This is a genomic window from Burkholderia anthinoferrum (assembly GCF_002925705.1).
GTDB classification, from domain to species: domain Bacteria; phylum Pseudomonadota; class Gammaproteobacteria; order Burkholderiales; family Burkholderiaceae; genus Burkholderia; species Burkholderia semiarida.
In genome coordinates, this window is record NZ_LFZP01000052.1 from 1 (window position 1) to 18,265 (window position 18,265).

Genomic DNA, 18,265 nt, shown 5'->3' on the forward strand with positions numbered 1-18,265 from the left:
CACTGCTTTACCCAGAACGATTCAACATTGGAGTCTGAATCTCAACCCGCCTCACACACTAAATTCCGGATACCTCCCCGGATTTCGATCCGCCCATCCGGGTACTCCCACACCTCGATCGTTCGATCGATCAGCTTCCGATTCTCCGGCGTGTCGTCCAGCAAATACATCACCCGGTCGTACTGAACCGTGAGCGACTTCGTCACTTTCCGCGGCTCGCGCCACGTCAGCGCCCGGTCCAGACTCTCGTCGGCCCGCAACGGCCGGTGCGCATTGAAGTCGCTCTTTGGCGGCTTCGCGAAGCGCGTGTTGTGGGCGGCCATGAAGGAGGGCGCGTAAGCGTTGGCGTCGGCCATCGTGTTGATCCCGCGCAATCGCATCTCCTTAACCAATCGATCCTGCAACGTCAGGTGCGCTCGCTCCACGCGCCCCTTGGCCGAGCTGCTGTTCGCGCAGAACGTGTCGATGTTCAGTTCGTACATAGCCCGGCCGAACGGTGTCACGCGGTTACCGGTCTTGCCTGGCGTCACGTTGCGGAACACGCTGGCCTTGTCGCTATAGAACGCCCCAGGTTTGCCGTGCCGCTCGATGTACGCTCGCGTCGCTTCGAAGTAGCTGAAGGTCGATTCGGTCTGCGTGAAGTGCAGCATCATCAACCGGCTCGTCGCGTCGTCCACATACACCAGCAGTGTGCAGGCCGGCGCCCGTTCCTCGAACCACCGATGGTCGCTGCCGTCGATCTGGATCAGTTCGCCCAGACACGCCCGACGCGCGCGCGGCTGGTAGACCTTCGGCGGCCGTTGTCGGCGCGGAATCCAGAGCCCAGCGTCCGTCATCAGCTTCCTGACCGTCTCCTTGGCCAGCCGAATGCCGTGGCATTCGTACAGCTTCTCGCAGGCCAGCGTCGGCCCGAAATCGGCGTAGCGATCGCGGATGATCGACAGCGCACGATCAGCGGCTCCCGGGTCGAGACGACGGTTGCCGGGCTTCGATCGGTGTCCCGAAGCGATCAGTAGAGTTATTACGCCTCATGCGATTGCCTTCGACGGCTTCCGTTGGCACGTGCGAGCGTATTGCCATATCCGGGAGCTATTCCTTGATTTTGTGATCGCACGCATTCTGCGCGTCGAGGCCACGGAGCAGCCTGGCCTTGGCCAGGAGGACGATCGCGAATGGAATACAGTTGTCACGTTAGAAATTGTTGCTAATCCTGACCTTAGCGAGCAGCGTCGGCGCGTTGTTGAACTTGACTATGGCATGGAAGACGGCCAAGTTGACCTGAGTTGCAGACAATCACTCCTTTTCTACACTCTCAAACAGCTTGGGTTGGACGACGGCGACGGCAGGCGCCCGGAAGTTCAGCAGATTTCACTCAAAAATCATACCGCGATTGAAGGGTTTCGGAAGCCACGAACAAGCGAATAGATGTAGGCCTGCTCTGGCGAGTTGCTCGCAAGATTGGAAACACCTGCGCGTCCTCTGGACAGACAATATCGTCAGCCGTGAAGTGAGCTCCTTGTAGATGTGGTGGAACAACGTGACGTGGGGCTGTAAGGAAGGAGGGAGGGAAGATTGACATCAATAGTGTGTTGGCGGAATCGGGGTGATTTTTTCGAGGGCGTGTGGGCCGTCAGCGACTCTCGAGTTTCCGGTGCGGGAGGTGTTTGGACAGACAACTGTCCTAAGCTTTTCTCGATACACGCTAACTGCTTTAACTCTACGGGGGGCTTTGATTTCGGCGCATTTTTGCGGTTATGGGTACCTAGGCCTGTAACCGGCCTCAGCTGCGACCCTATATAAATATTCTTTTGAATCAATGGGTTGCTGAATGCTGAATCGAGAGGTGTGAGTGACCACAAAAACTCGATGACTTCCATCAATGAAGATGAGTTCGGCTAGGGCTCTTAACCGCGTGACCAGGGCGGTGACGGCCGCAAAGCCAATGCGCTGCGTCAGGCCCGCTTTCGGCACGGAGTACGTCGCGGCCACATAGCCGAGCGTTATCCATGAGCGCACGCTGCTGGTTCCCGCTTCATAGGCGGAATGCAGAAGGACAAGCGCGTAATAGCAATGCCCTGCAAACCGTTCCGACGCGACGGCGCAAGCCAGCATCACCGCGATCGCAACGACGCGTGCAATGCCCGGACTGACCCGCATCGGCGATGGTCCCTTTCGAAAAGCGCAGTGCATGGCCGGTGCCGGTGCGACGGCGATCAGCTGCCGCTGCCGAAGAAGCGGTCGATGCGCTTGATTTCGCCCACCCTTTCGGCCTGTTCGAGCTCTCGCCTGACCTGCGCGCGCGACTTGCCGGCGCCGTCGCCGCGCGGGACCGATGCGGGAGCAGGCGAATCGTGTTCCGATGGCGCCGCGACAGCCGGCGACGGCATGTCCGCGGCCGGCGATTCCGGTTCCTGCGCATGAATCGGTGCGACGAAGCCGGCCCACGCGATGGCGGCTCCCAACGCAGACGATCTGGCGAAACGCATGCAATCCATGTCCGGACTCTTGTCGTTGGCGTGGCGCGATCGATACGGTTTCGATCCCGAGCGTACGAGACGAGCGGCGTGATCCGTTGACGAACGTCAAACGCAGACAAATCGCGGGCCGGACAAGCGCATCGTCTGCGCCACCCCGCATTCTTGATGCAGGTCACGGGTGCCTGCGCGGCACGGCGCCAGGATGAGCGTGTCCGGCGCGCCCGCGCCGGGAAATGCCGGCTTCCTGCGCCTGCCGTGCGCGGCCCGGCTGCGATCACCGGAGGACGCGTCATGGATCACGGGATAGCTTCGATTGTCTGGTTCGGCGACTTGCGTCGCGGCGACGTGGCGCGCGTCGGCGGAAAGAACGCATCACTCGGCGAACTGATCGGCAACCTGTCTGCACAGGGCGTGAGCGTACCGCCCGGCTTCGCGTCGACCGCGGATGCGTACTGGCGGTTCATCGATGCGAACGGATTGCGCCAGGTCATTGGCAGCACGCTCGACGCATTCGCCGCCCGGAAGCTGGCGCTCGCCGATGCCGGCGCGGCGATCCGGCGGGCGATCCTCCATGGCGACTGGCCCGACGACATCGCCGGCGCGATCCGGGACGCGTATCGGCAGCTGTGCAGCCAGTCCGGCCGCGCCGACGTCGATGTCGCCGTGCGTTCGAGCGCAACCGCCGAGGATCTGCCCGACGCGAGCTTCGCGGGGCAGCAGGAAACCTACCTGAACGTGCGCGGCGAGCGCGCGTTGCTCGCTGCGTGCCGGCGGTGCTACGCGTCGCTGTTCACCGACCGCGCGATTGCGTACCGGGAAGAAAAGGGCTTCGATCATCTGCGTGTCGCGCTGTCGATCGGCGTGCAGCGGATGGTACGTTCCGATGTCGGCGCAGCCGGCGTGATGTTCTCGCTCGACACGGAAACCGGCTTCGACAAGGTGGTGCTGATCAGCGCCGCGTGGGGGCTGGGCGAGAACGTGGTGCAGGGCACCGTCGATCCCGACGAATATGAAGTGTTCAAGCCCTTGCTCGGCGACGCCGCATGCAGCCCCGTCATCGGCAAGACGCTCGGCGGCAAGGCGCACAAGCTGATCTATGCACGCGACGAGGATGCGCCGACCCGCAACGTGCCGACGTCGAAAGCCGAGCGCGCCGCGTTCGTACTGGCGGATCGCGACATCCTGGCGCTCGCGCACTGGGCCTGTGCGATCGAGGCGCATTACGGCCAGCCGATGGACATCGAGTGGGCGAAGGATGGCGTGAGCGGCGAACTGTTCGTCGTGCAGGCGCGCCCGGAAACGGTGCAGTCCCGGCGTGAAGCCGGCGCCGTGAAGACCTACCGGCTCGGCGAGACGGGCCGCAAGCTGCTGACCGGCGTCAGCGTCGGGGAGGCCGTCGCGGCCGGCGGCGTGTGCGTGATCGACAGCCCGCGTGACATGGCGCGCTTCGTCGATGGCGCGGTGCTCGTGACGCACACGACGGATCCGGACTGGCTGCCGGTCATGCGTCGCGCTGCGGCAATCATCACCGATCACGGCGGCCGCACGTCGCATGCCGCGATCGTGAGCCGCGAGCTGGGATTGCCGGCGATCGTCGGCACCGGCAACGCGACGCACCTGCTGCACGACCAGCAGGAAGTCACCGTGTCGTGCGCGGAGGGCGGGGCCGGCTTCGTCTACGAAGGCATCGCGCAATACGATGTGGAGGCGATCGACCTGGCCGACCTGCCGGCCACCCGCACGCAGGTCATGCTGAACCTCGCGAATCCTGCCGCCGCCTTCAGGTGGTGGCGCTTGCCGGCGGACGGCATCGGGCTCGCGCGCATGGAGTTCGTGATCGGCAACCACATCAAGGTGCACCCGATGGCGTTGGCCCGCTACGATGCATTGCAGGACGAGCGGGTGAAGCACACCATCGCGGCGCTGACGTCGGGTTACGACGATCCGGCGGAATATTTCGTCGACCGGCTCGCGCGCGGCCTTGCACGGATCGCGGCGGTCTGCCATCCCGCGCCGGTCATCGTCCGCATGAGCGACTTCAAGACGAACGAATATGCGCATCTCGTCGGCGGCGCACAGTTCGAACCGCAGGAAGAAAATCCGATGCTAGGATTTCGCGGCGCGTCACGCTACTACTCGCCGCGCTATCGCGACGGGTTTGCACTCGAGTGCCGGGCGATCGCACGGCTGCGCAACGACATGGGCTTCAGGAACGTGATCGTGATGATCCCGTTCTGCCGCACGACCGACGAAGCGGACCGCGTGCTCGAGGTGCTGGCCGCGAACGGCCTGAAGCGCGGCGATAACGGTCTGCAGATCTACGTGATGTGCGAGATCCCGTCGAACGTCATTCTGGCGAGCGCGTTCGCGCAGCGCTTCGACGGGTTTTCGATCGGCAGCAACGACCTGACCCAGCTCACGCTCGGGGTCGACCGCGACTCGGCCGAGCTGGCCGGCCTGTTCGACGAACGGAACGACGCGGTGAAGTGGATGATTGCCCGCGTGATTGCGTCCGCGCACGACGTGGGCGCAAAGGTGGGCCTCTGCGGCCAGGCGCCGAGCGATCATCCGGAATTCGCCGATTTCCTCGTCGCCTGCGGCATCGACTCGGTGTCGGTCAGCCCCGACAGCTTCATTGCGGTCAAGCGTCGCGTGGCGGCCGCGGAACAGGCGGCGCGCGACGCGGGCCCGCCGAAGGCATGAGCGGGTTGGCCGCGGCGGCGCCCCGGGCCGCCGGAGCGCCGGACCGTGTGATCGTGTCCGCATCGACCGGATGCCGGCGTCACGCCGCGCACGTGTGCCGCCGGCCGCTTTCGGCCCGGGCAAATGCGGCCTGCAGGGCGGGATGAACGTCGGTGCGCCAGTGCTCGTCCGTGAACAGCCCGTAGTGATCGCAATCGTCGATGTCGACGCGCTGTCGCGCATCCGCCGCGAGGCCGCTGCACATGGCCAGTGCGGCATGGGTCTGTCCGGCACCGGTGACCGCATCGCGCCGGCCTTCGACGGTCGTGAGCACGACGGCGCGCAGCGCGGCGGGATCGACACGCTGGCCGCAAACGTCCCAGGTGCCGGTTGCGAGGCAGGCGCGCTGGAACACGATGTCGACCGTGTCGAGGAAGTACTCGGCGGGCATGTCGAGGAGCGTCAGGTATTCGCGCAGGGCCCGGCGTGCTTGCGCGAGTGTGCCGGCATCGCCGCACGTCACCGCGCGTCGGTAGCGATCGAGCAGCGTCATGTAGCGTTGTGGGTACGCGATCGAGATCTCGGCGCGCTGCAGGTAGGCCGGAAAAACCTGCCGCCCGTGTCCGGCATAGCCGGGCGGCACCGTGTCGATCAACGTGGAGCGGCACCATGCGAGCGAATGCGAGCTGGCTGCGATCCCGAGCGCGCTCGGATTGATCCGGGCATCGAGCGGACCGCCGATCAGCGTCAGGCTCGCCGGCAGGGCGGCCCCGCGTTGCGCGCGCAGCGCGAATGCGCCGAGCGACGGAACCGTCGCCTGACAGACGGCGACGACGTGCACGGGCCGAGCGTCGGCCAGCAGCGCATCGATGAAGCCGTCGAGCATCGCCACGTATTCGTCGAGGCCGAATCGACCCGCGTCAGGCGGCACGTCACGCGCATCGATCCAGTCGGTGACGCACACGTCACCATCGGCCAGCAGCGTCTCGACCGTTTCGCGCATTATCACGGCCGCATGGCCGGCCAGCGGCACGCAAAGCAGGATCACGCGCGGCGCACGGGGGCGCGTGAAACGGCGCAGCGAGCAAAAAGGGGTATGGGCGGCGATCGTTTCGTCGACGTCGAGTGGTCGTCCGTCCGGGGCGATCGCGTCGATCGCGAACCGTGGCGCGCCGGCATGCAGGTCGAGCAAGGGCTCCAGCAGATCGGCGTAGCTTGCCGCCGCCGCACCAGGCCAGAAACCGCGCGCGAATCGTGTCGCCGCGTCCCATGTCCGCAACCATTGCCGTTGCCGTTCGATCAGGTCATACCACATGGCGCGTCGGCGAGAAGCCGCCGGGAATTCGGACAGGTCTACTGTCGCCTGATTGCGCGGCGGCGGGTTGACCTGCATCAGCGTCGGGAAGCTGATCTTCGGATCCTGGGCGCAAGCACGGAGCAGGTCATGGACGCCGCTCGACGCAAGCTCGTCGTTTTTCACTCGCGCCGGATGCGGGTGACGGTGCGAGGCCCTGGCCGAACCATGGGATCGCGGCGCCGAGCGATGCGACGTAGCGCGCCCAGCCACCCGGGTTGCCCGCGAACAGCCACGCGCACACGGGCTCGGCGAGTGCGTCGCGGTCGAGCGGGCTGTCGAGCAGGCGCTGCGGCCACAAGCAGTAGGCGTGGAGGACCGCGTGCGTGAATTCGCGCACGGTCATGTGCGCGAACACGTGATTCAGCAGCGGCACGTCGGCGAGCATTGGCTGGGCCGCCAGCAGCGAGTCGATCGTCCTGTCATCCGGCTCGTATTCGAGCACGCAACTGAGCGTTCGCAAGATGCTGCCGAGATGCATGAGCAAGGCGTGGCGTGCTTCGGTTTCGTTCGGCATGATCGGCTTCCGGTTTCGCGGAGCGAATCGTCCCGCGTGCTTCCCTGCAATCTATGAGCGATGCCGCGATGGAACGTTGATGGAGGTCAATCGCGGTTGCGCGGGGCGATCCGCCTGCGAGCGAGCGCGCCGACCGGGAGGGCTTCGACGGATGGATCGAGGCGCGCCACCCGTTCCGGATTCATGTCGCCCGAATCGTCCGATCGTTGCGCAGCGCGAATGCAAACGGGCGGCGAGAACACATCAGAATCGTTCGAGGAGCGCCAGGATCTCGTCGGCTCGGCGCAACAGCGTCCTGTCCTGCTCGGCCGTCGCCCTGACGGCGTGCAGTCTTGCGCGCCAGTACGCGGGATCGTTGATCGATGTCTTCGTCTGGAAGTAGTCTCGTGTCTGTTCGAGCAGGCGAATGGATCCTTCGATATGGGCGAGTTCGCGTTCGACGTCGTAATACCAGTTCATGTGCGGACCCCTCCAGGATGGTGATGCATGGTGGATTCCCGCTGTCCGTTTCGCATTGATTTCACTCAAGCTCACTCAAGCCGGACACGACGTCCGTTTCATCTGAGAAAATCCAGTGATTCGGAGTACTTCGTTGATGTAACGAGAGCGTGAGCGAAAATCCGAAAAAGCCGGCGTGAGGATGCGTACGGTATCGCGATGTTTCGATCGGGCGATGAAAGGCTAAACGGTCAACTTGACGGGTTCCTGACGGGCACGCAAACCGGGGCGCCGGAGGGTGCGTCAGACGAATCGCGGGTAGTTGAGGGAGCGTGCGTGTGCTTGATGACCTGCATCAAGGCCGCTCGCGCGGCAAGCGCGATGATGGAGGTTCGCGCGTGCCGGTCACGATCGAGGGCCGACATGCACCGTGCCGTCTGCGTCTTCACGTTTATGATACGGGCCTCCATCATGCCTTCCCTGTTCGCGCACACGTCGAGTCTTCAGATCATCATGCTGCCCGGCGAGCCGACGCCGAACGTCCCGCCCGCTGCACCGCACAGGAATCGTCCGGTCGACGCCGGCGGCGACCACCTGTTAAGTCCCCACGAAATCGCGATCCTGATGGCGCTCGCCAGCGAACCGCGACGCCAGCAGGGCGACCCTGCCGATCTTCATTGTCTTGCGGACCGGGGCCTCGTCCGGCTGGATGCCGCGCCGCTCGCGGACGCACACGTGCGCCTGTCGGACCGGGGGCGGCAGATAGTGTCGCGTCTCGCGGAGCGCGACCGGCCGCGACGCGGTCGCCATGCCGATTTCACGATGGCGGGCCGGACCGCGAGCGCGACGCCTCGGCATGCGCCACGCTGACCTGTATCAAGCGCTGACGCTGCTGCCGGATCTACGGTTGTCGTCATGGGATGGGGCAGCAGTCCATGACCATGAAAAACGGTGGCGAACTGACGAGGGACGTCGAGCGGGCGGTCGGGCGGGATCGATCGATGCCATGCACGATGGGGTCGATCGAATGACCGGTGCGTGAATCGTCGGGCGGCGTCGACCAACGATCCGCGTCGCCCGGGCAGGGAGAGGGAACATGAATGCCGAGATGCTTTGCACCCGCGATGTCGCGATGTGTTCCGCGCAGACGCGCGTCGTCGAGGCGGCCGCGATGATGCGCGATGCCCACGCCGGCGACCTGGTCGTCGTACGTGAACGGGAAGGGCGGTGCGAGCCTGTCGGCATGCTGACCGACCGGGACATCGTGCTCGCCGTGGTGAGCCCCGATGCACCGGCTGGATCACTGTTCGTCGGCGACGTCATGTCGGCGCCCGTCGCGGTCGCGAACGTCGATGACGATCTCTGGCTGCTCGCGAAACGGATGCGCCAGCATGGCGTGCGCCGGCTGCCGGTGGTCGGCGACGGCGGCGAGCTGGTCGGCATCGTGTCGCTCGACGATTTGCTGCGCGCGGCCGCTGCGCTGGTCGACGAATTGCGCCTCGTGGCGGCGCGTCAGCCGTATTTCGAGGAGAAGCAGCGTGGATGATGCGGCGCGCGACCGGATCACCTGCGCTGCCGGTCGTGCCGCGGACGTGCCGTCGATCGCGGTTAACGCCGCGCGGGCGCGAACAGACTCCGGCGATCGTGCCGCAGCCCCTTGATCTCGCTCAATTCGGGCGCCGGGCGGCAATCAATGCTGGTCTGTGCCGACCGGGCCGCCGGCGTCGATGCGGCGTGCCGCGCGGGAGAACGGATGATGAACGGATTCTTGCAGGATGCGAACGCGAGCGACGTGTTGCTCACGGATTGGTATGAGCTGACGATGTTGCAGGCCGCCTTCGATGCCGGCATGAACGACACGGCCAGCTTCGAATTCTTCGTACGGGCGCTGCCGGAGCCGCGCGCGTTCCTGATGGCGGCGGGACTCGCGCCCGTGCTCGATTACCTGGAGCGACTGCGCATGCCGGCCGCCGTGCTCGAACGGCTGGCCGGAACCCGGCGCCTTCGCTCGGACTTCCTCGCATCGCTCGCCGACCTCCGGTTCACGGGCACGGTCGACGCGATGCCGGAGGGCACGGTGTTCTTTGCCGAGGAGCCGATCCTGCGGATCACGGCGCCGTTTCGCGAGGCGCAGTTCGTCGAGAGCCGCGTGATGAACCTGCTCCACTATGCAACGCTCGTCGCAAGCAAGGCTGCACGCGTCACGCTGGCCGCCCACGGCAGGCTGCTGGTCGACTTCGGCCTGCGGCGCGCGCACGGCGCGGAGGCAGCGATGCTGTCGGCGCGCGCCAGCTATCTGGCGGGATTTTCCGGGACGGCGACCCTGCTTGCCGGCTTGCGCTACGGCATTCCCGCGTACGGCACGATGGCGCATTCATACGTTCAGGCACACGACGACGAAACGCTCGCGTTCGAACACTTCGCGCGATCGCAGCCGGACAACGCGATGCTGCTGATCGATACGTACGACACGGAGCGCGCGGCGTACAAGGTGGTCGAACTGGCACGACGGCTCGCACGCGAGCAGATCCGCATCAAGGGCGTGCGGATCGACAGCGGCGATCTTGCGGCGCATGCGCGCAACGTTCGCGTGATCCTCGACCGGGGCGGCCTCGCCGACGCCACGATCTTCGCGAGCGGCAATCTCGACGAACACCGGCTGCAGGCGCTCGGCCGCGAGCACGCACCGATCGACGGCTTCGGGATCGGTACGCAGATGAGCACGTCGGCGGATGCGCCTTGCCTTGATTGCGCGTACAAGCTGGTCGAGTATGCCGGCCGGGCGCGCTGCAAGCGCTCGGAAGGCAAGGCGACGCTGCCGGGCCGCAAGCAGGTGTTCCGGCAATACGGCCCGGATGGGCGGATTGCCGCCGACTGCATCGGTCTCGATGGCGAGCGCGTCGACGGCAGGCCGCTGTTGCAGCCGGTCATGGTCTCGGGTGCGCGCCTCCCGGCCCCGACGCTCGACGAGAGCCGCATGCATGCGCTGCGCGAATTGTCCACGCTGCCGGATCTCATGCACGCGCTGGCGCCCGTGATGCCGCTGCGGGCGGCGATTTCTCCGGCGCTGGCGGCCTGCGTCGCGCAGTGCGGCGGCGGGCCGGACGCCCACGCGCATGCGAGGCAGCAAGCAGCATGAGCGAGGCCCGCAGCGCGATCGGCGCGACGCGTGCCGGCTGCTGCAGGACGGTTGACACAGGTCAACCGGGCTCGCCCGTCTGCCCCGGAAGATGAACCCCGATCATCGGCGGGGAGGGGCACCGTGGAGCACCATGCGGAGGTATTGCGGGGCGGGCGCTGGACGCTGCCCGTGCCGGGCTGGCGGGATCTCGCGGCGATTCTGATCGTCACTGGTCTCCTGCTGCTGGCCGGTATTTCGGCGCACCAGATGGCCGGCCCGCTCGCGGTTGCGCATCCCCCGGTCATCTCGCTGTCTCCGGCGGCGCTGCCGGGCTATACGTTGCGTACGGTCTCGCGCATGTTCGCGGCCTTGCTCGCGTCGATCGTCTTCACGTTCGTCTACGCGACCGTGGCGGCCAGAAGCCGGTCGGCCGAGCGCGTGCTGATTCCGTTACTCGACGTGCTGCAGTCGGTGCCGATCCTCGGCTACCTGTCCTTTACGGTGCTGTTTTTCCTGTCGTTGTTTCCGGGGCGCATCCTTGGCGCCGAGTGCGCGGCGATCTTCGCGATCTTCACGAGCCAGGCGTGGAACATGACGTTCAGCTTCTACCAGGCGCTGCGCACGGTGCCGCTCGATCTCGACGAGGCGAGCTGCAGCTTCCGGCTTTCGGCATGGCAGCGCTTCTGGCGGCTCGAGGTGCCGTTCGCGATGCCCGGCCTCGTCTGGAACGCGATGATGTCGATGTCGGGCGGCTGGTTCTTCGTGGTCGCGTCCGAGGCGATCGCGGTCGGCGGCCTGCACGTCGACCTGCCCGGCGTGGGCGCCTACGTCGCGCAGGCGATCGCGAACCGCGACCTGGCCGCGGTCGGCTGGGCGATCGTGGCGATGAGCATCGCGATCGTCCTGTACGACCAGTTGCTGTTCCGGCCGCTGGTCGCGTGGTCGGAACGATTCCGCTACGGCGATGCCGCGCCCGCTGTCGCGCCGCACAGCTGGATGCTCGACCTGTTCCATCGATCGCGATGGATGGCGCGCGCGGTTGCCCCGATTGGCATGCTGTTGCGCCGTGCGGCGCGTGCGCGGCTGCACGGGGGCGCCTGGCCGTGGCGCGGCCGGATCGCATTGCCGCGCCATGCGGGCGATGTGCTCTGGCTCGCGCTGTGTGCCGCGGGAGGCGCGTATGCGGCGTACGTGCTGTTCCGGCTCGGCCGCGCGACGCTGACCTGGACCGACTTGCGTGTCGTGGCCGGCGCGGGGGCGCTCACGTTCGTCCGCGTGACGGTGCTGGTCGTGATCGCCTCGGCGATCTGGGTGCCGATCGGTATCGCGATCGGCCTTCGGCCGCGCGTCGCCGCACGCGTTCAGCCGGTTACGCAGTTCCTCGCCGCATTTCCGGCCAACCTGCTGTTTCCGGTCGCCGTGTTCGCGATCGTGCGCTTCCGTCTCGAGCCCGATATCTGGCTGTGCCTGCTGATGATCCTGGGCGCGCAATGGTATGTGCTGTTCAACGTGATCGCCGGTGCGAGCGCGTTCCCGGCCGACCTCTGCGAAGCCGCCGCATGCTTCCGGGTCCGGCCGGCGACCTGGTGGCGTCGCGTCATGCTGCCGGGCGTCCTGCCGTACTTCGTGACGGGCGCGATCACCTCGTCCGGCGGCGCATGGAACGCGAGCATCGTCGCCGAAGCCGTGAGCTGGGGCAGCACGCGCCTGAATGCCGGCGGACTGGGCGCCTACATCGCGCGGATGACCGACGCCGGCGACTATCCGCGCATCGCACTCGGCGTCGCCGTCATGTCGTTGCTCGTGATCGCGACCAATCGGCTCGTGTGGCGCCCCATGTACGCGTTCGCGGAACGCAGAACGAGGCTCGATTGAGCCGGAACCCGATCCCTTACCCGCAGGAGACTGGCGTGTCGAACCTCGGTGAATGCAAGGAAGCGCATGTCGCGAATGCCGCCACGCCGTCGTCCGGCCAGACACCGGCCGTGCTCGAGATGCGCGCCGTCTGCAAGTCGTTCACGAAGCCGTCCGGCGAACCGCTGCACGTGCTGGCCGATATCGATCTCACGCTGCGCGAGGGCGAAATACTGGGGCTCCTCGGCCGCTCCGGCTCGGGCAAGTCCACGCTGCTGCGGATCGCGGGCGGGCTCGTCAGGCCCTCGTCCGGTGCGGTCGCTTATTGCGGGGCGCCGCTGGCCGGCCCGACCGGCGGCATCGCGGTGGTGTTCCAGACGTTCGCGCTGTACCCGTGGCTGACGGTCGCCGAAAACGTCGAGCTGGGACTCGATGCGCTGAGCCTCCCGCCACGCGAGGTGCGCGAACGGGCCGCCGCCGCGATCGAGTTGATCGGGCTCGACGGTTTCGAATCGGCTTATCCGCGCGAACTGTCGGGCGGCATGCGCCAGCGGGTCGGGTTCGCCCGCGCGCTCGTCAGCCAACCCGTCATGCTGTTGATGGACGAACCGTTCTCGGCGCTCGACGTGCTCACTGCGGAAACGTTGCGTACCGATTTTCTCGACCTGTGGGATGCGCGCCAGTTGTCGACCCGGTCGGTGATGATGGTGACCCACAACATCGAGGAAGCCGTGCTCATGTGCGATCGCATCCTCGTGCTCGGCGCCGCCCCGGCCCGCATCGACGCCGCGCTGAACGTGCCGCTGCCGCGCCCGCGCAGCCGGCATGACCCGGCCTTCCAGGCGATCGTCGGCAAGATCTACGCGACGCTGACCGCCCGCATAGCCGATGCGGCGGAGGCCCGCGACGCGGCCGGCGGCGCGCTGGCCATGACGCTGCCCGACGTGACGAGCCACCATCTCGCCGGGTTCGTCGAGACCCTCGCGACCGCACCGTACGACGGCCATGCGGAACTCGGCACGATTGCATCGGCGCTCGCGCTGCGGGCCGACGCGCTCCATTCGACCGCCGCGGCGCTCCATCTGCTCGCCTTTGCCGAGTGGCACGACCGCACGATCCGGCTGAGCGCGGCGGGCCACTTGTTCGCGCACAGCGACGACGAGGCCCGGCGGCGCCTGTTTCGGGAGCACGTCGTCAAATTCGTGCCGCTTGGCGCGCATATCGACGAAGTACTGGACGAGCGCGCCGGGCATCGCGCGCCGCGCGAGCGTTTCGAACTGGAACTCGAGGATCATCTCGATCCGCGCAGCGCGGATCAGGCGTTGCGCGTCGTGACCGACTGGGGCCGCTACGCCGGGCTGTTCGATTACGACGACCATACGCGCACGTTCGGCCGTTGACCGTGCGCGCGCTCGTCAAATGCGGCGTGGCGTGGCGTGACGAGTCGACGTCGATCGCGCCGCGCGGTGCGCATTGACTTCCGTCAACGCACGCCGCGCGCTGCGATCGAGAATGAAGGCATCGTCGACGGCAAGACGCGGCGGCACGCACCATGCCCCCGGCAGGCAGCTTGCCGATCCGGCGCCGGAACACACCGGGCGTTCGCCGACGACGTCGTTCAGGCATCCGATCGATGCGTGGCGACGCGAGATCGATCGTCCGGACATCGAGCGTGGCGCAGCGGGGCACGCGACGCTGGATGGGCCGTCGGCGCAAGCGCGCCGAACCGGCCGGACGGCCCCGCGCTTGCACGCCGACGATCGTCCGCGGGAGGACTGACCATGAACTGGCTTTCCGAATATTTCGCACAGCGCACGAGCCCGTTGTCGCTGTCGCTCTGGGCGCATCCGCCGCTCGTGGTCGGGCCCGACGGCCCGGCTTGCCGCGAGCCTTATCGTCTGCCTTATCCGGGTGTGGAACTGGTGTACACGCCGGCCGAAACCGTGGAGCGCGGCGGCAGGGTCTATGCGTTGCCGGCGCGCTACGACTCGAGGGGGACGTTCGCGCGCGGCGCGCTGCATCACGACGGCACGCCGTTCTTCCGCGAGGTGACGATTTTTGCGCCGTCGCCGTTCAACCGCGATTTCGTCATGACGGTCAACGGCGAATTCTCGTTCGTGCCGTCGTTCTGGCCGGACGGTTCGCCCGGCTTCTCGGGGATCTGCGCGCCGGCCGCGGGCGTCTGCATGTCGGGTGTGTCCGGCGACCGATCCGGCCCGCCGTGGCTGTTCCAGGGATATCTCAGCATCTAGGCGCCTGGTTCCCGCCGAGGGCGGGAACCAGGCGCCGCGTGCACGTTCCCGCGTCTTCTCCGGACGGCGAGACGAACGAGCGCGCCGGGCATGCCGCCCAGGTGGGCGAAGTGCGCGACGCCGCCCGTGCCGCCGCCGTCGGGCGATACGCGTGCGTGCTTCCACCGAAAGCGCAACAGGAGCCTCATCATGCACATCGGAAGAATCAGTACCCGGCCGGTCGAATCCTGCACCGTGGAATGCAGTGCGCTCGAACTGGCCGATCGCATGCGGCACGCGCATGTCGGCGATATCGTCGTCATCGAGTATCGCGAGGGCGATGCCATCCCGATCGGCGTCGTCACCGCCCGCGACCTGGTGATCGAGGTGATGGCCCGCGGCGTCGATCCGGGCGACGTGACGGCCGGCCAGAGAATGTCGCGGGGCCTGGTCGTCGTGTCCGATACCGACGAGATCGGCGTCGCGCTCGAGGAGATGCGCCGGTCGGGTATCCGGCGCTTGCCGGTGGTCGACGACGAGGGCCGTCTCGCCGGCATCGTGACGCTCGACGATATCGTCGAGCATCTGGCGGGGCTGCTCGGCAGTGTCGCGGAAGTCGGCAAGCTGCAGCAGATCGAGGAGCAGCGTTTCCGCGCGTAACGACGTGTCGCCGGCCCTGCGCCCGTCGTGGGCGCAGGCGCCGTTTCCCGGTGTGCCACCCACCGCGCGGCTATGTGCGTAGCACGGCGAACAACGGCGCCCAGAATGCGCGGTCACCGTATGCCGCGACATCGCAGTCGGTCTCGAACCGGATCGCGATCGCGGCTTCGGAGCCGTCCAGCGGCTCGGCATGCGCGATCTGCGTGGCCAGTACGGCAGTGTCGGCGTCGGACGCATCGTGCCCGAGCGCGGCCCGGGCCGCGACACGCGCGGCGAGCGTCGCCCGGCTCGCGGTGAAGTCGAGAATGGCGACGCGCGCGCCGAGCTGCGCGGCGAGCGAGATGAAGGCCGTCCGGTTGTGCCGGCGCAGGAACGTCGCGTCAACGATCGCCGTGTAGCCGCCGGCGAGGACCACGCCGGCCTGTTCGCGGAGCCTGTCGTAGGTCGCGTCGATTGCCGTATCCGAGTACGCGGTGGCGGGCAGCCGGGTGTGCTCCGGCGCGCAGGCGTCGCGCTTGCGCTCGACATCGCTGGACAGCCGGATCGCGCCGATCTGTTCCGCCAGCGCGCGGCTGGCCACCGACTTGCCCGAGCCGGACAAGCCGCGGCACAGAAGCAGCACGGGTTGCGCATCGCGCCGCGTCTGCGCCATATCCGACGCGACGCGCAGATAGCGGCCGCGCGCCGCTTCGTCGCCGCGCAGCCGCGCGGTCATTGCCCGCACCAGCGCGCGATAGACGAAGTAGCACGGCAGCACGCCCAGCGCCGCATGGTCGCCCGTGCGGGCGAGCCATCCGGACAGGAGACGGTGGGCGCAGTCGGTTCGCCCGCGGGCGGAATAATCCATCAGCGCAAACGCGAGATCGCTCGCCACGTCGATCCAGCGCAGCGAGTCGTCGAATTCGATGCAGTCGAACATCAGGATGCGGTTGCGCCAGCGGACGACGTTGTCGAGATGCAGGTCGCCGTGGCACGCGCGCACGAAGCCGTGCGCATGCCGCTCGGCGAGCAGCGGTGCGATGCGGGCCAGCTCGGCCTCGTACCAGCGGCGCAGCGCGGCTTCCCCGGGCACGGTGACGTCGAGCGTGTCGCACAACGGCCGGCATTGCGCCGCGACGCTGGCCGCGCTGCCCGGGTGGCCGCGCTGCGCACGGCGGGGCGCGTGAAGGTGATGGCGAGCCAGCGTCACCGCGAGTGCGTCCGCATCGGTCAGGCCCACGTCGTGCGATGCGCTGCGTGCCGACAGCATTGCATCCGCATCGAACCGGCGCATGCGCACCACATGCTCGCCCGGCACCGCGGTGTGTCGGCGCCGGCGCGCGGCGGTCGCCACGGGCGGGCCGAATGCACTGCGCCGGCCCTGCGCGACGAGCGGCCAGACGCCCAGGTACAGCGGGCCGGCGAACGGCCGGTTGAGCGTGCATTCGGCGAGCGCGCAGCGGCGCCGCTGCGCGGGGCGCACGAGGTCGACGAACGCGAAGCGGACGGGCTTGATGCGCTTGTATGCATAACGCCCTGCCAGATACACGACGGACAGGTGCGTTTCGATCCGTTCGATCCGGCCGGCGGGATGGGGATAGTTGGCGGGCCGGCGCAATGCGCGATCGAATTGCAGGGTTTCGCGTCGTGCGGCTCCGCGACTCGACTTGAACGGCAGGCGTGGTGCTCGGGGCATGGTGAACGGATCGATGCCGTGCGCGTGCATGCTGCGGCGCCGGCGGGTTGCGGTCGAACGGAAACGGCACGTTCCCGTTTGCTCGATGTCGAGGGATCGGGCCGGCCGGCCCGGGGGCACGCGTGCGACGAATCTTATTGCAGCCGACTGCCGCCCCTTTCGGCTTGATGCGCGTCAAGCGTACCGACGGTGCGTACGCGGTCGGCTACCCGTGGCCCGGCGCCGCCGCGGTATCGACGCAACGCCGCCCGCATTCACGTCTTGGACCCACTTGATTTTCGTACAATTTACAGGGGGGCAGATCCACAGCGAGGCCTCGAGCAGGCTGGTGACGCTGTGCGTCGGCAAGGCCGGCCGTCATCGAAATCGCGACGCCGGCCGGGAACGAAACGGTGAACCCGTTTGCTCCGGACATGGCGGTCTCCACGTCGTTTGCATGAGTCCAGCGGTACGCAGAACGGGGGGCGCGCCTGCCGACGTCATCCGGAACTGCGCGGGCCACGACCGCGCTGGAACGTCAGCCGGTGTTCATTGAAGAGCGCGCGCCAATCGAGCTTCATCAACGCGAAGACGACGCCGAGCAACACCAGTTGCGTGACGATGAAGTATCCGCCCAGGTAGGTGCCTTCGAGTTGCGATTCCAGGTCCAGTCGGGTCGACGCAAAGCGGCCGAGTTGCGCCCAGACCGCATAGGTCGTTCCGCGGCCGATGAAGAACGCCGCCGCGATGATTCTGAGCGGCAGCCCGGAAAGTCCGTATGCGATGAAGAGGTAGTTCGACGGTAGCGGGCTCAATGCATAGAAGAAGAACGCGCCGACGGTCAGCGTTCGGTGCTTGTGCAGCCATTGTGCGGCGACGTCTATATTCTCGCGGTCGGAATCCCGCATCCAGCGTGAGTGGACAAGCGACCTTGCGAAAGTGGCGAGGATGACGCGGCCGGTTGTTGCCGCGCCTGCCGCTGCGACGGCAAAGATCAGCGGATTGCCGTCAGGCAGATTGAACCCGACCCACGACATCGCCATCCAGGTGGGTGGAGCGAACGCCGGCACGAGATTCAGCAGAAGAATCAGCAGGAACAGAAGCGCCAGCGTCTGCACGGTATCGGCTCCACGCTATCCAGTGTCACGTTTCGATTTTGCTGAGAAAAGGGACAGGCGGCTTGACTCACATCAAGCCAGGTGTCATGCCGGCGCTTCGCGGCAGGCGCGCCATCCTGACCCAAGTCAACGGACTTGCCCCCACGTTTCCTAGACTGG

The 18,265-nt window shown here is 67.0% G+C and carries 16 protein-coding genes and 1 pseudogene; 9 read left to right on the plus strand and 8 right to left on the minus strand.

All coding sequences use genetic code 11. From position 1 onward, the window contains the following. Positions 1 to 77 precede the first annotated feature (77 nt). Positions 78 to 1,010 (minus strand): annotated as a pseudogene (locus tag C5F75_RS22635) (ISNCY family transposase); the annotation flags it as partial. On the opposite strand from C5F75_RS22635, the gene C5F75_RS22640 reads away from it, so the two are divergent. Then, entirely contained in the window at positions 934 to 1,425 is a 492-nt protein-coding gene (locus tag C5F75_RS22640) for a WYL domain-containing protein (RefSeq protein WP_407641359.1), read from the plus strand. The pseudogene C5F75_RS22635 and the gene C5F75_RS22640 overlap by 77 nt on opposite strands. A 327-nt stretch (positions 1,426 to 1,752) precedes the next feature. Here C5F75_RS22640 and C5F75_RS22645 read toward each other — a convergent pair whose 3' ends face one another. Next, positions 1,753 to 2,157 (minus strand): hypothetical protein, encoded by a 405-nt coding sequence (locus C5F75_RS22645; RefSeq protein WP_104012767.1) that lies wholly within the window; start codon positions 2,155 to 2,157, stop codon positions 1,753 to 1,755. Positions 2,158 to 2,213: 56 nt separating this feature from the next. After that, positions 2,214 to 2,486, minus strand: a complete 273-nt coding sequence (locus C5F75_RS22650) for a DUF4148 domain-containing protein (protein WP_146075222.1) — start codon at positions 2,484 to 2,486, stop codon at positions 2,214 to 2,216. Between the two features lie 282 nt (positions 2,487 to 2,768). On the opposite strand from C5F75_RS22650, the gene ppsA reads away from it, so the two are divergent. Further along, a complete protein-coding gene (ppsA, locus tag C5F75_RS22655; protein WP_060009620.1) occupies positions 2,769 to 5,180 on the plus strand; it encodes a phosphoenolpyruvate synthase in 2,412 nt (803 codons plus the stop codon). A gap of 79 nt (positions 5,181 to 5,259) precedes the next feature. Here ppsA and phaZ read toward each other — a convergent pair whose 3' ends face one another. The 3 genes from phaZ to C5F75_RS22670 form a co-directional block, all read right to left on the minus strand. Then, complete coding sequence (gene phaZ / locus C5F75_RS22660) at positions 5,260 to 6,474, minus strand: polyhydroxyalkanoate depolymerase (RefSeq protein ID WP_104012768.1); 1,215 nt, start codon at positions 6,472 to 6,474, stop codon at positions 5,260 to 5,262. 127 nt (positions 6,475 to 6,601) lie between these two features. Next, on the minus strand, positions 6,602 to 7,030 hold the full coding sequence (locus C5F75_RS22665; protein WP_047852899.1) for a hypothetical protein: 429 nt from the start codon (positions 7,028 to 7,030) through the stop codon (positions 6,602 to 6,604). 243 nt (positions 7,031 to 7,273) lie between these two features. Next, complete coding sequence (locus C5F75_RS22670; RefSeq protein WP_046546545.1) at positions 7,274 to 7,489, minus strand: hypothetical protein; 216 nt, start codon at positions 7,487 to 7,489, stop codon at positions 7,274 to 7,276. Between the two features lie 324 nt (positions 7,490 to 7,813). Between C5F75_RS22670 and C5F75_RS22675 the strand changes: the two genes are divergently transcribed. The 7 genes from C5F75_RS22675 (at position 7,814) to C5F75_RS22715 (ending at position 15,334) form a co-directional block, all read left to right on the plus strand. Then, positions 7,814 to 8,338: a hypothetical protein gene (locus C5F75_RS22675; RefSeq protein ID WP_258048582.1), complete on the plus strand. Its 525-nt coding sequence runs from the start codon at positions 7,814 to 7,816 to the stop codon at positions 8,336 to 8,338. Between the two features lie 226 nt (positions 8,339 to 8,564). Then, entirely contained in the window at positions 8,565 to 9,014 is a 450-nt protein-coding gene (locus tag C5F75_RS22680; RefSeq protein ID WP_104012769.1) for a CBS domain-containing protein, read from the plus strand. 210 nt (positions 9,015 to 9,224) lie between these two features. Beyond that, the gene (locus C5F75_RS22685; protein ID WP_104012879.1) at positions 9,225 to 10,607 is read left to right on the plus strand and encodes a nicotinate phosphoribosyltransferase; all 1,383 of its coding nucleotides are present in this window, start codon (positions 9,225 to 9,227) and stop codon (positions 10,605 to 10,607) included. 123 nt (positions 10,608 to 10,730) lie between these two features. Beyond that, positions 10,731 to 12,464, plus strand: coding sequence for an ABC transporter permease (locus tag C5F75_RS22690; RefSeq protein ID WP_060009630.1), 1,734 nt, complete (start codon positions 10,731 to 10,733; stop codon positions 12,462 to 12,464). A 119-nt stretch (positions 12,465 to 12,583) separates the two neighbouring features. Beyond that, positions 12,584 to 13,843, plus strand: coding sequence for an ABC transporter ATP-binding protein (locus tag C5F75_RS22695; protein WP_060009828.1), 1,260 nt, complete (start codon positions 12,584 to 12,586; stop codon positions 13,841 to 13,843). Between the two features lie 381 nt (positions 13,844 to 14,224). Next, the gene (locus tag C5F75_RS22705) at positions 14,225 to 14,695 is read left to right on the plus strand and encodes a hypothetical protein (RefSeq protein WP_060009636.1); all 471 of its coding nucleotides are present in this window, start codon (positions 14,225 to 14,227) and stop codon (positions 14,693 to 14,695) included. Positions 14,696 to 14,884: 189 nt separating this feature from the next. Continuing rightward, a complete protein-coding gene (locus C5F75_RS22715; protein ID WP_060009641.1) occupies positions 14,885 to 15,334 on the plus strand; it encodes a CBS domain-containing protein in 450 nt (149 codons plus the stop codon). A 70-nt stretch (positions 15,335 to 15,404) separates the two neighbouring features. On the opposite strand, the gene C5F75_RS22720 is transcribed toward C5F75_RS22715, so the two are convergent. Next, entirely contained in the window at positions 15,405 to 17,009 is a 1,605-nt protein-coding gene (locus tag C5F75_RS22720) for a bifunctional aminoglycoside phosphotransferase/ATP-binding protein (protein ID WP_104012880.1), read from the minus strand. Between the two features lie 479 nt (positions 17,010 to 17,488). Beyond that, complete coding sequence (locus C5F75_RS22725; RefSeq protein WP_104012770.1) at positions 17,489 to 18,106, minus strand: hypothetical protein; 618 nt, start codon at positions 18,104 to 18,106, stop codon at positions 17,489 to 17,491. Between the last annotated feature and the right edge of the window lie 159 nt (positions 18,107 to 18,265).

What these genes read in the sequence shown, in the direction of transcription:
- C5F75_RS22670 (WP_046546545.1), bottom strand. Translation starts at nt 7,489, where the DNA reads ATGAACTGGTATTACGACGTCGAACGCGAACTCGCCCATATCGAAGGA.
- C5F75_RS22645 (WP_104012767.1), bottom strand. Translation starts at nt 2,157, where the DNA reads ATGCGGGTCAGTCCGGGCATTGCACGCGTCGTTGCGATCGCGGTGATG.
- C5F75_RS22680 (WP_104012769.1), top strand. Translation starts at nt 8,565, where the DNA reads ATGAATGCCGAGATGCTTTGCACCCGCGATGTCGCGATGTGTTCCGCG.
- C5F75_RS22705 (WP_060009636.1), top strand. Translation starts at nt 14,225, where the DNA reads ATGAACTGGCTTTCCGAATATTTCGCACAGCGCACGAGCCCGTTGTCG.
- ppsA (WP_060009620.1), top strand. Translation starts at nt 2,769, where the DNA reads ATGGATCACGGGATAGCTTCGATTGTCTGGTTCGGCGACTTGCGTCGC.
- C5F75_RS22640 (WP_407641359.1), top strand. Translation starts at nt 934, where the DNA reads ATGATCGACAGCGCACGATCAGCGGCTCCCGGGTCGAGACGACGGTTG.
- C5F75_RS22685 (WP_104012879.1), top strand. Translation starts at nt 9,225, where the DNA reads ATGAACGGATTCTTGCAGGATGCGAACGCGAGCGACGTGTTGCTCACG.
- C5F75_RS22720 (WP_104012880.1), bottom strand. Translation starts at nt 17,009, where the DNA reads ATGCCCCGAGCACCACGCCTGCCGTTCAAGTCGAGTCGCGGAGCCGCA.
- C5F75_RS22665 (WP_047852899.1), bottom strand. Translation starts at nt 7,030, where the DNA reads ATGCCGAACGAAACCGAAGCACGCCACGCCTTGCTCATGCATCTCGGC.
- phaZ (WP_104012768.1), bottom strand. Translation starts at nt 6,474, where the DNA reads ATGTGGTATGACCTGATCGAACGGCAACGGCAATGGTTGCGGACATGG.
- C5F75_RS22695 (WP_060009828.1), top strand. Translation starts at nt 12,584, where the DNA reads ATGCGCGCCGTCTGCAAGTCGTTCACGAAGCCGTCCGGCGAACCGCTG.
- C5F75_RS22715 (WP_060009641.1), top strand. Translation starts at nt 14,885, where the DNA reads ATGCACATCGGAAGAATCAGTACCCGGCCGGTCGAATCCTGCACCGTG.
- C5F75_RS22675 (WP_258048582.1), top strand. Translation starts at nt 7,814, where the DNA reads ATGACCTGCATCAAGGCCGCTCGCGCGGCAAGCGCGATGATGGAGGTT.
- C5F75_RS22650 (WP_146075222.1), bottom strand. Translation starts at nt 2,486, where the DNA reads ATGCGTTTCGCCAGATCGTCTGCGTTGGGAGCCGCCATCGCGTGGGCC.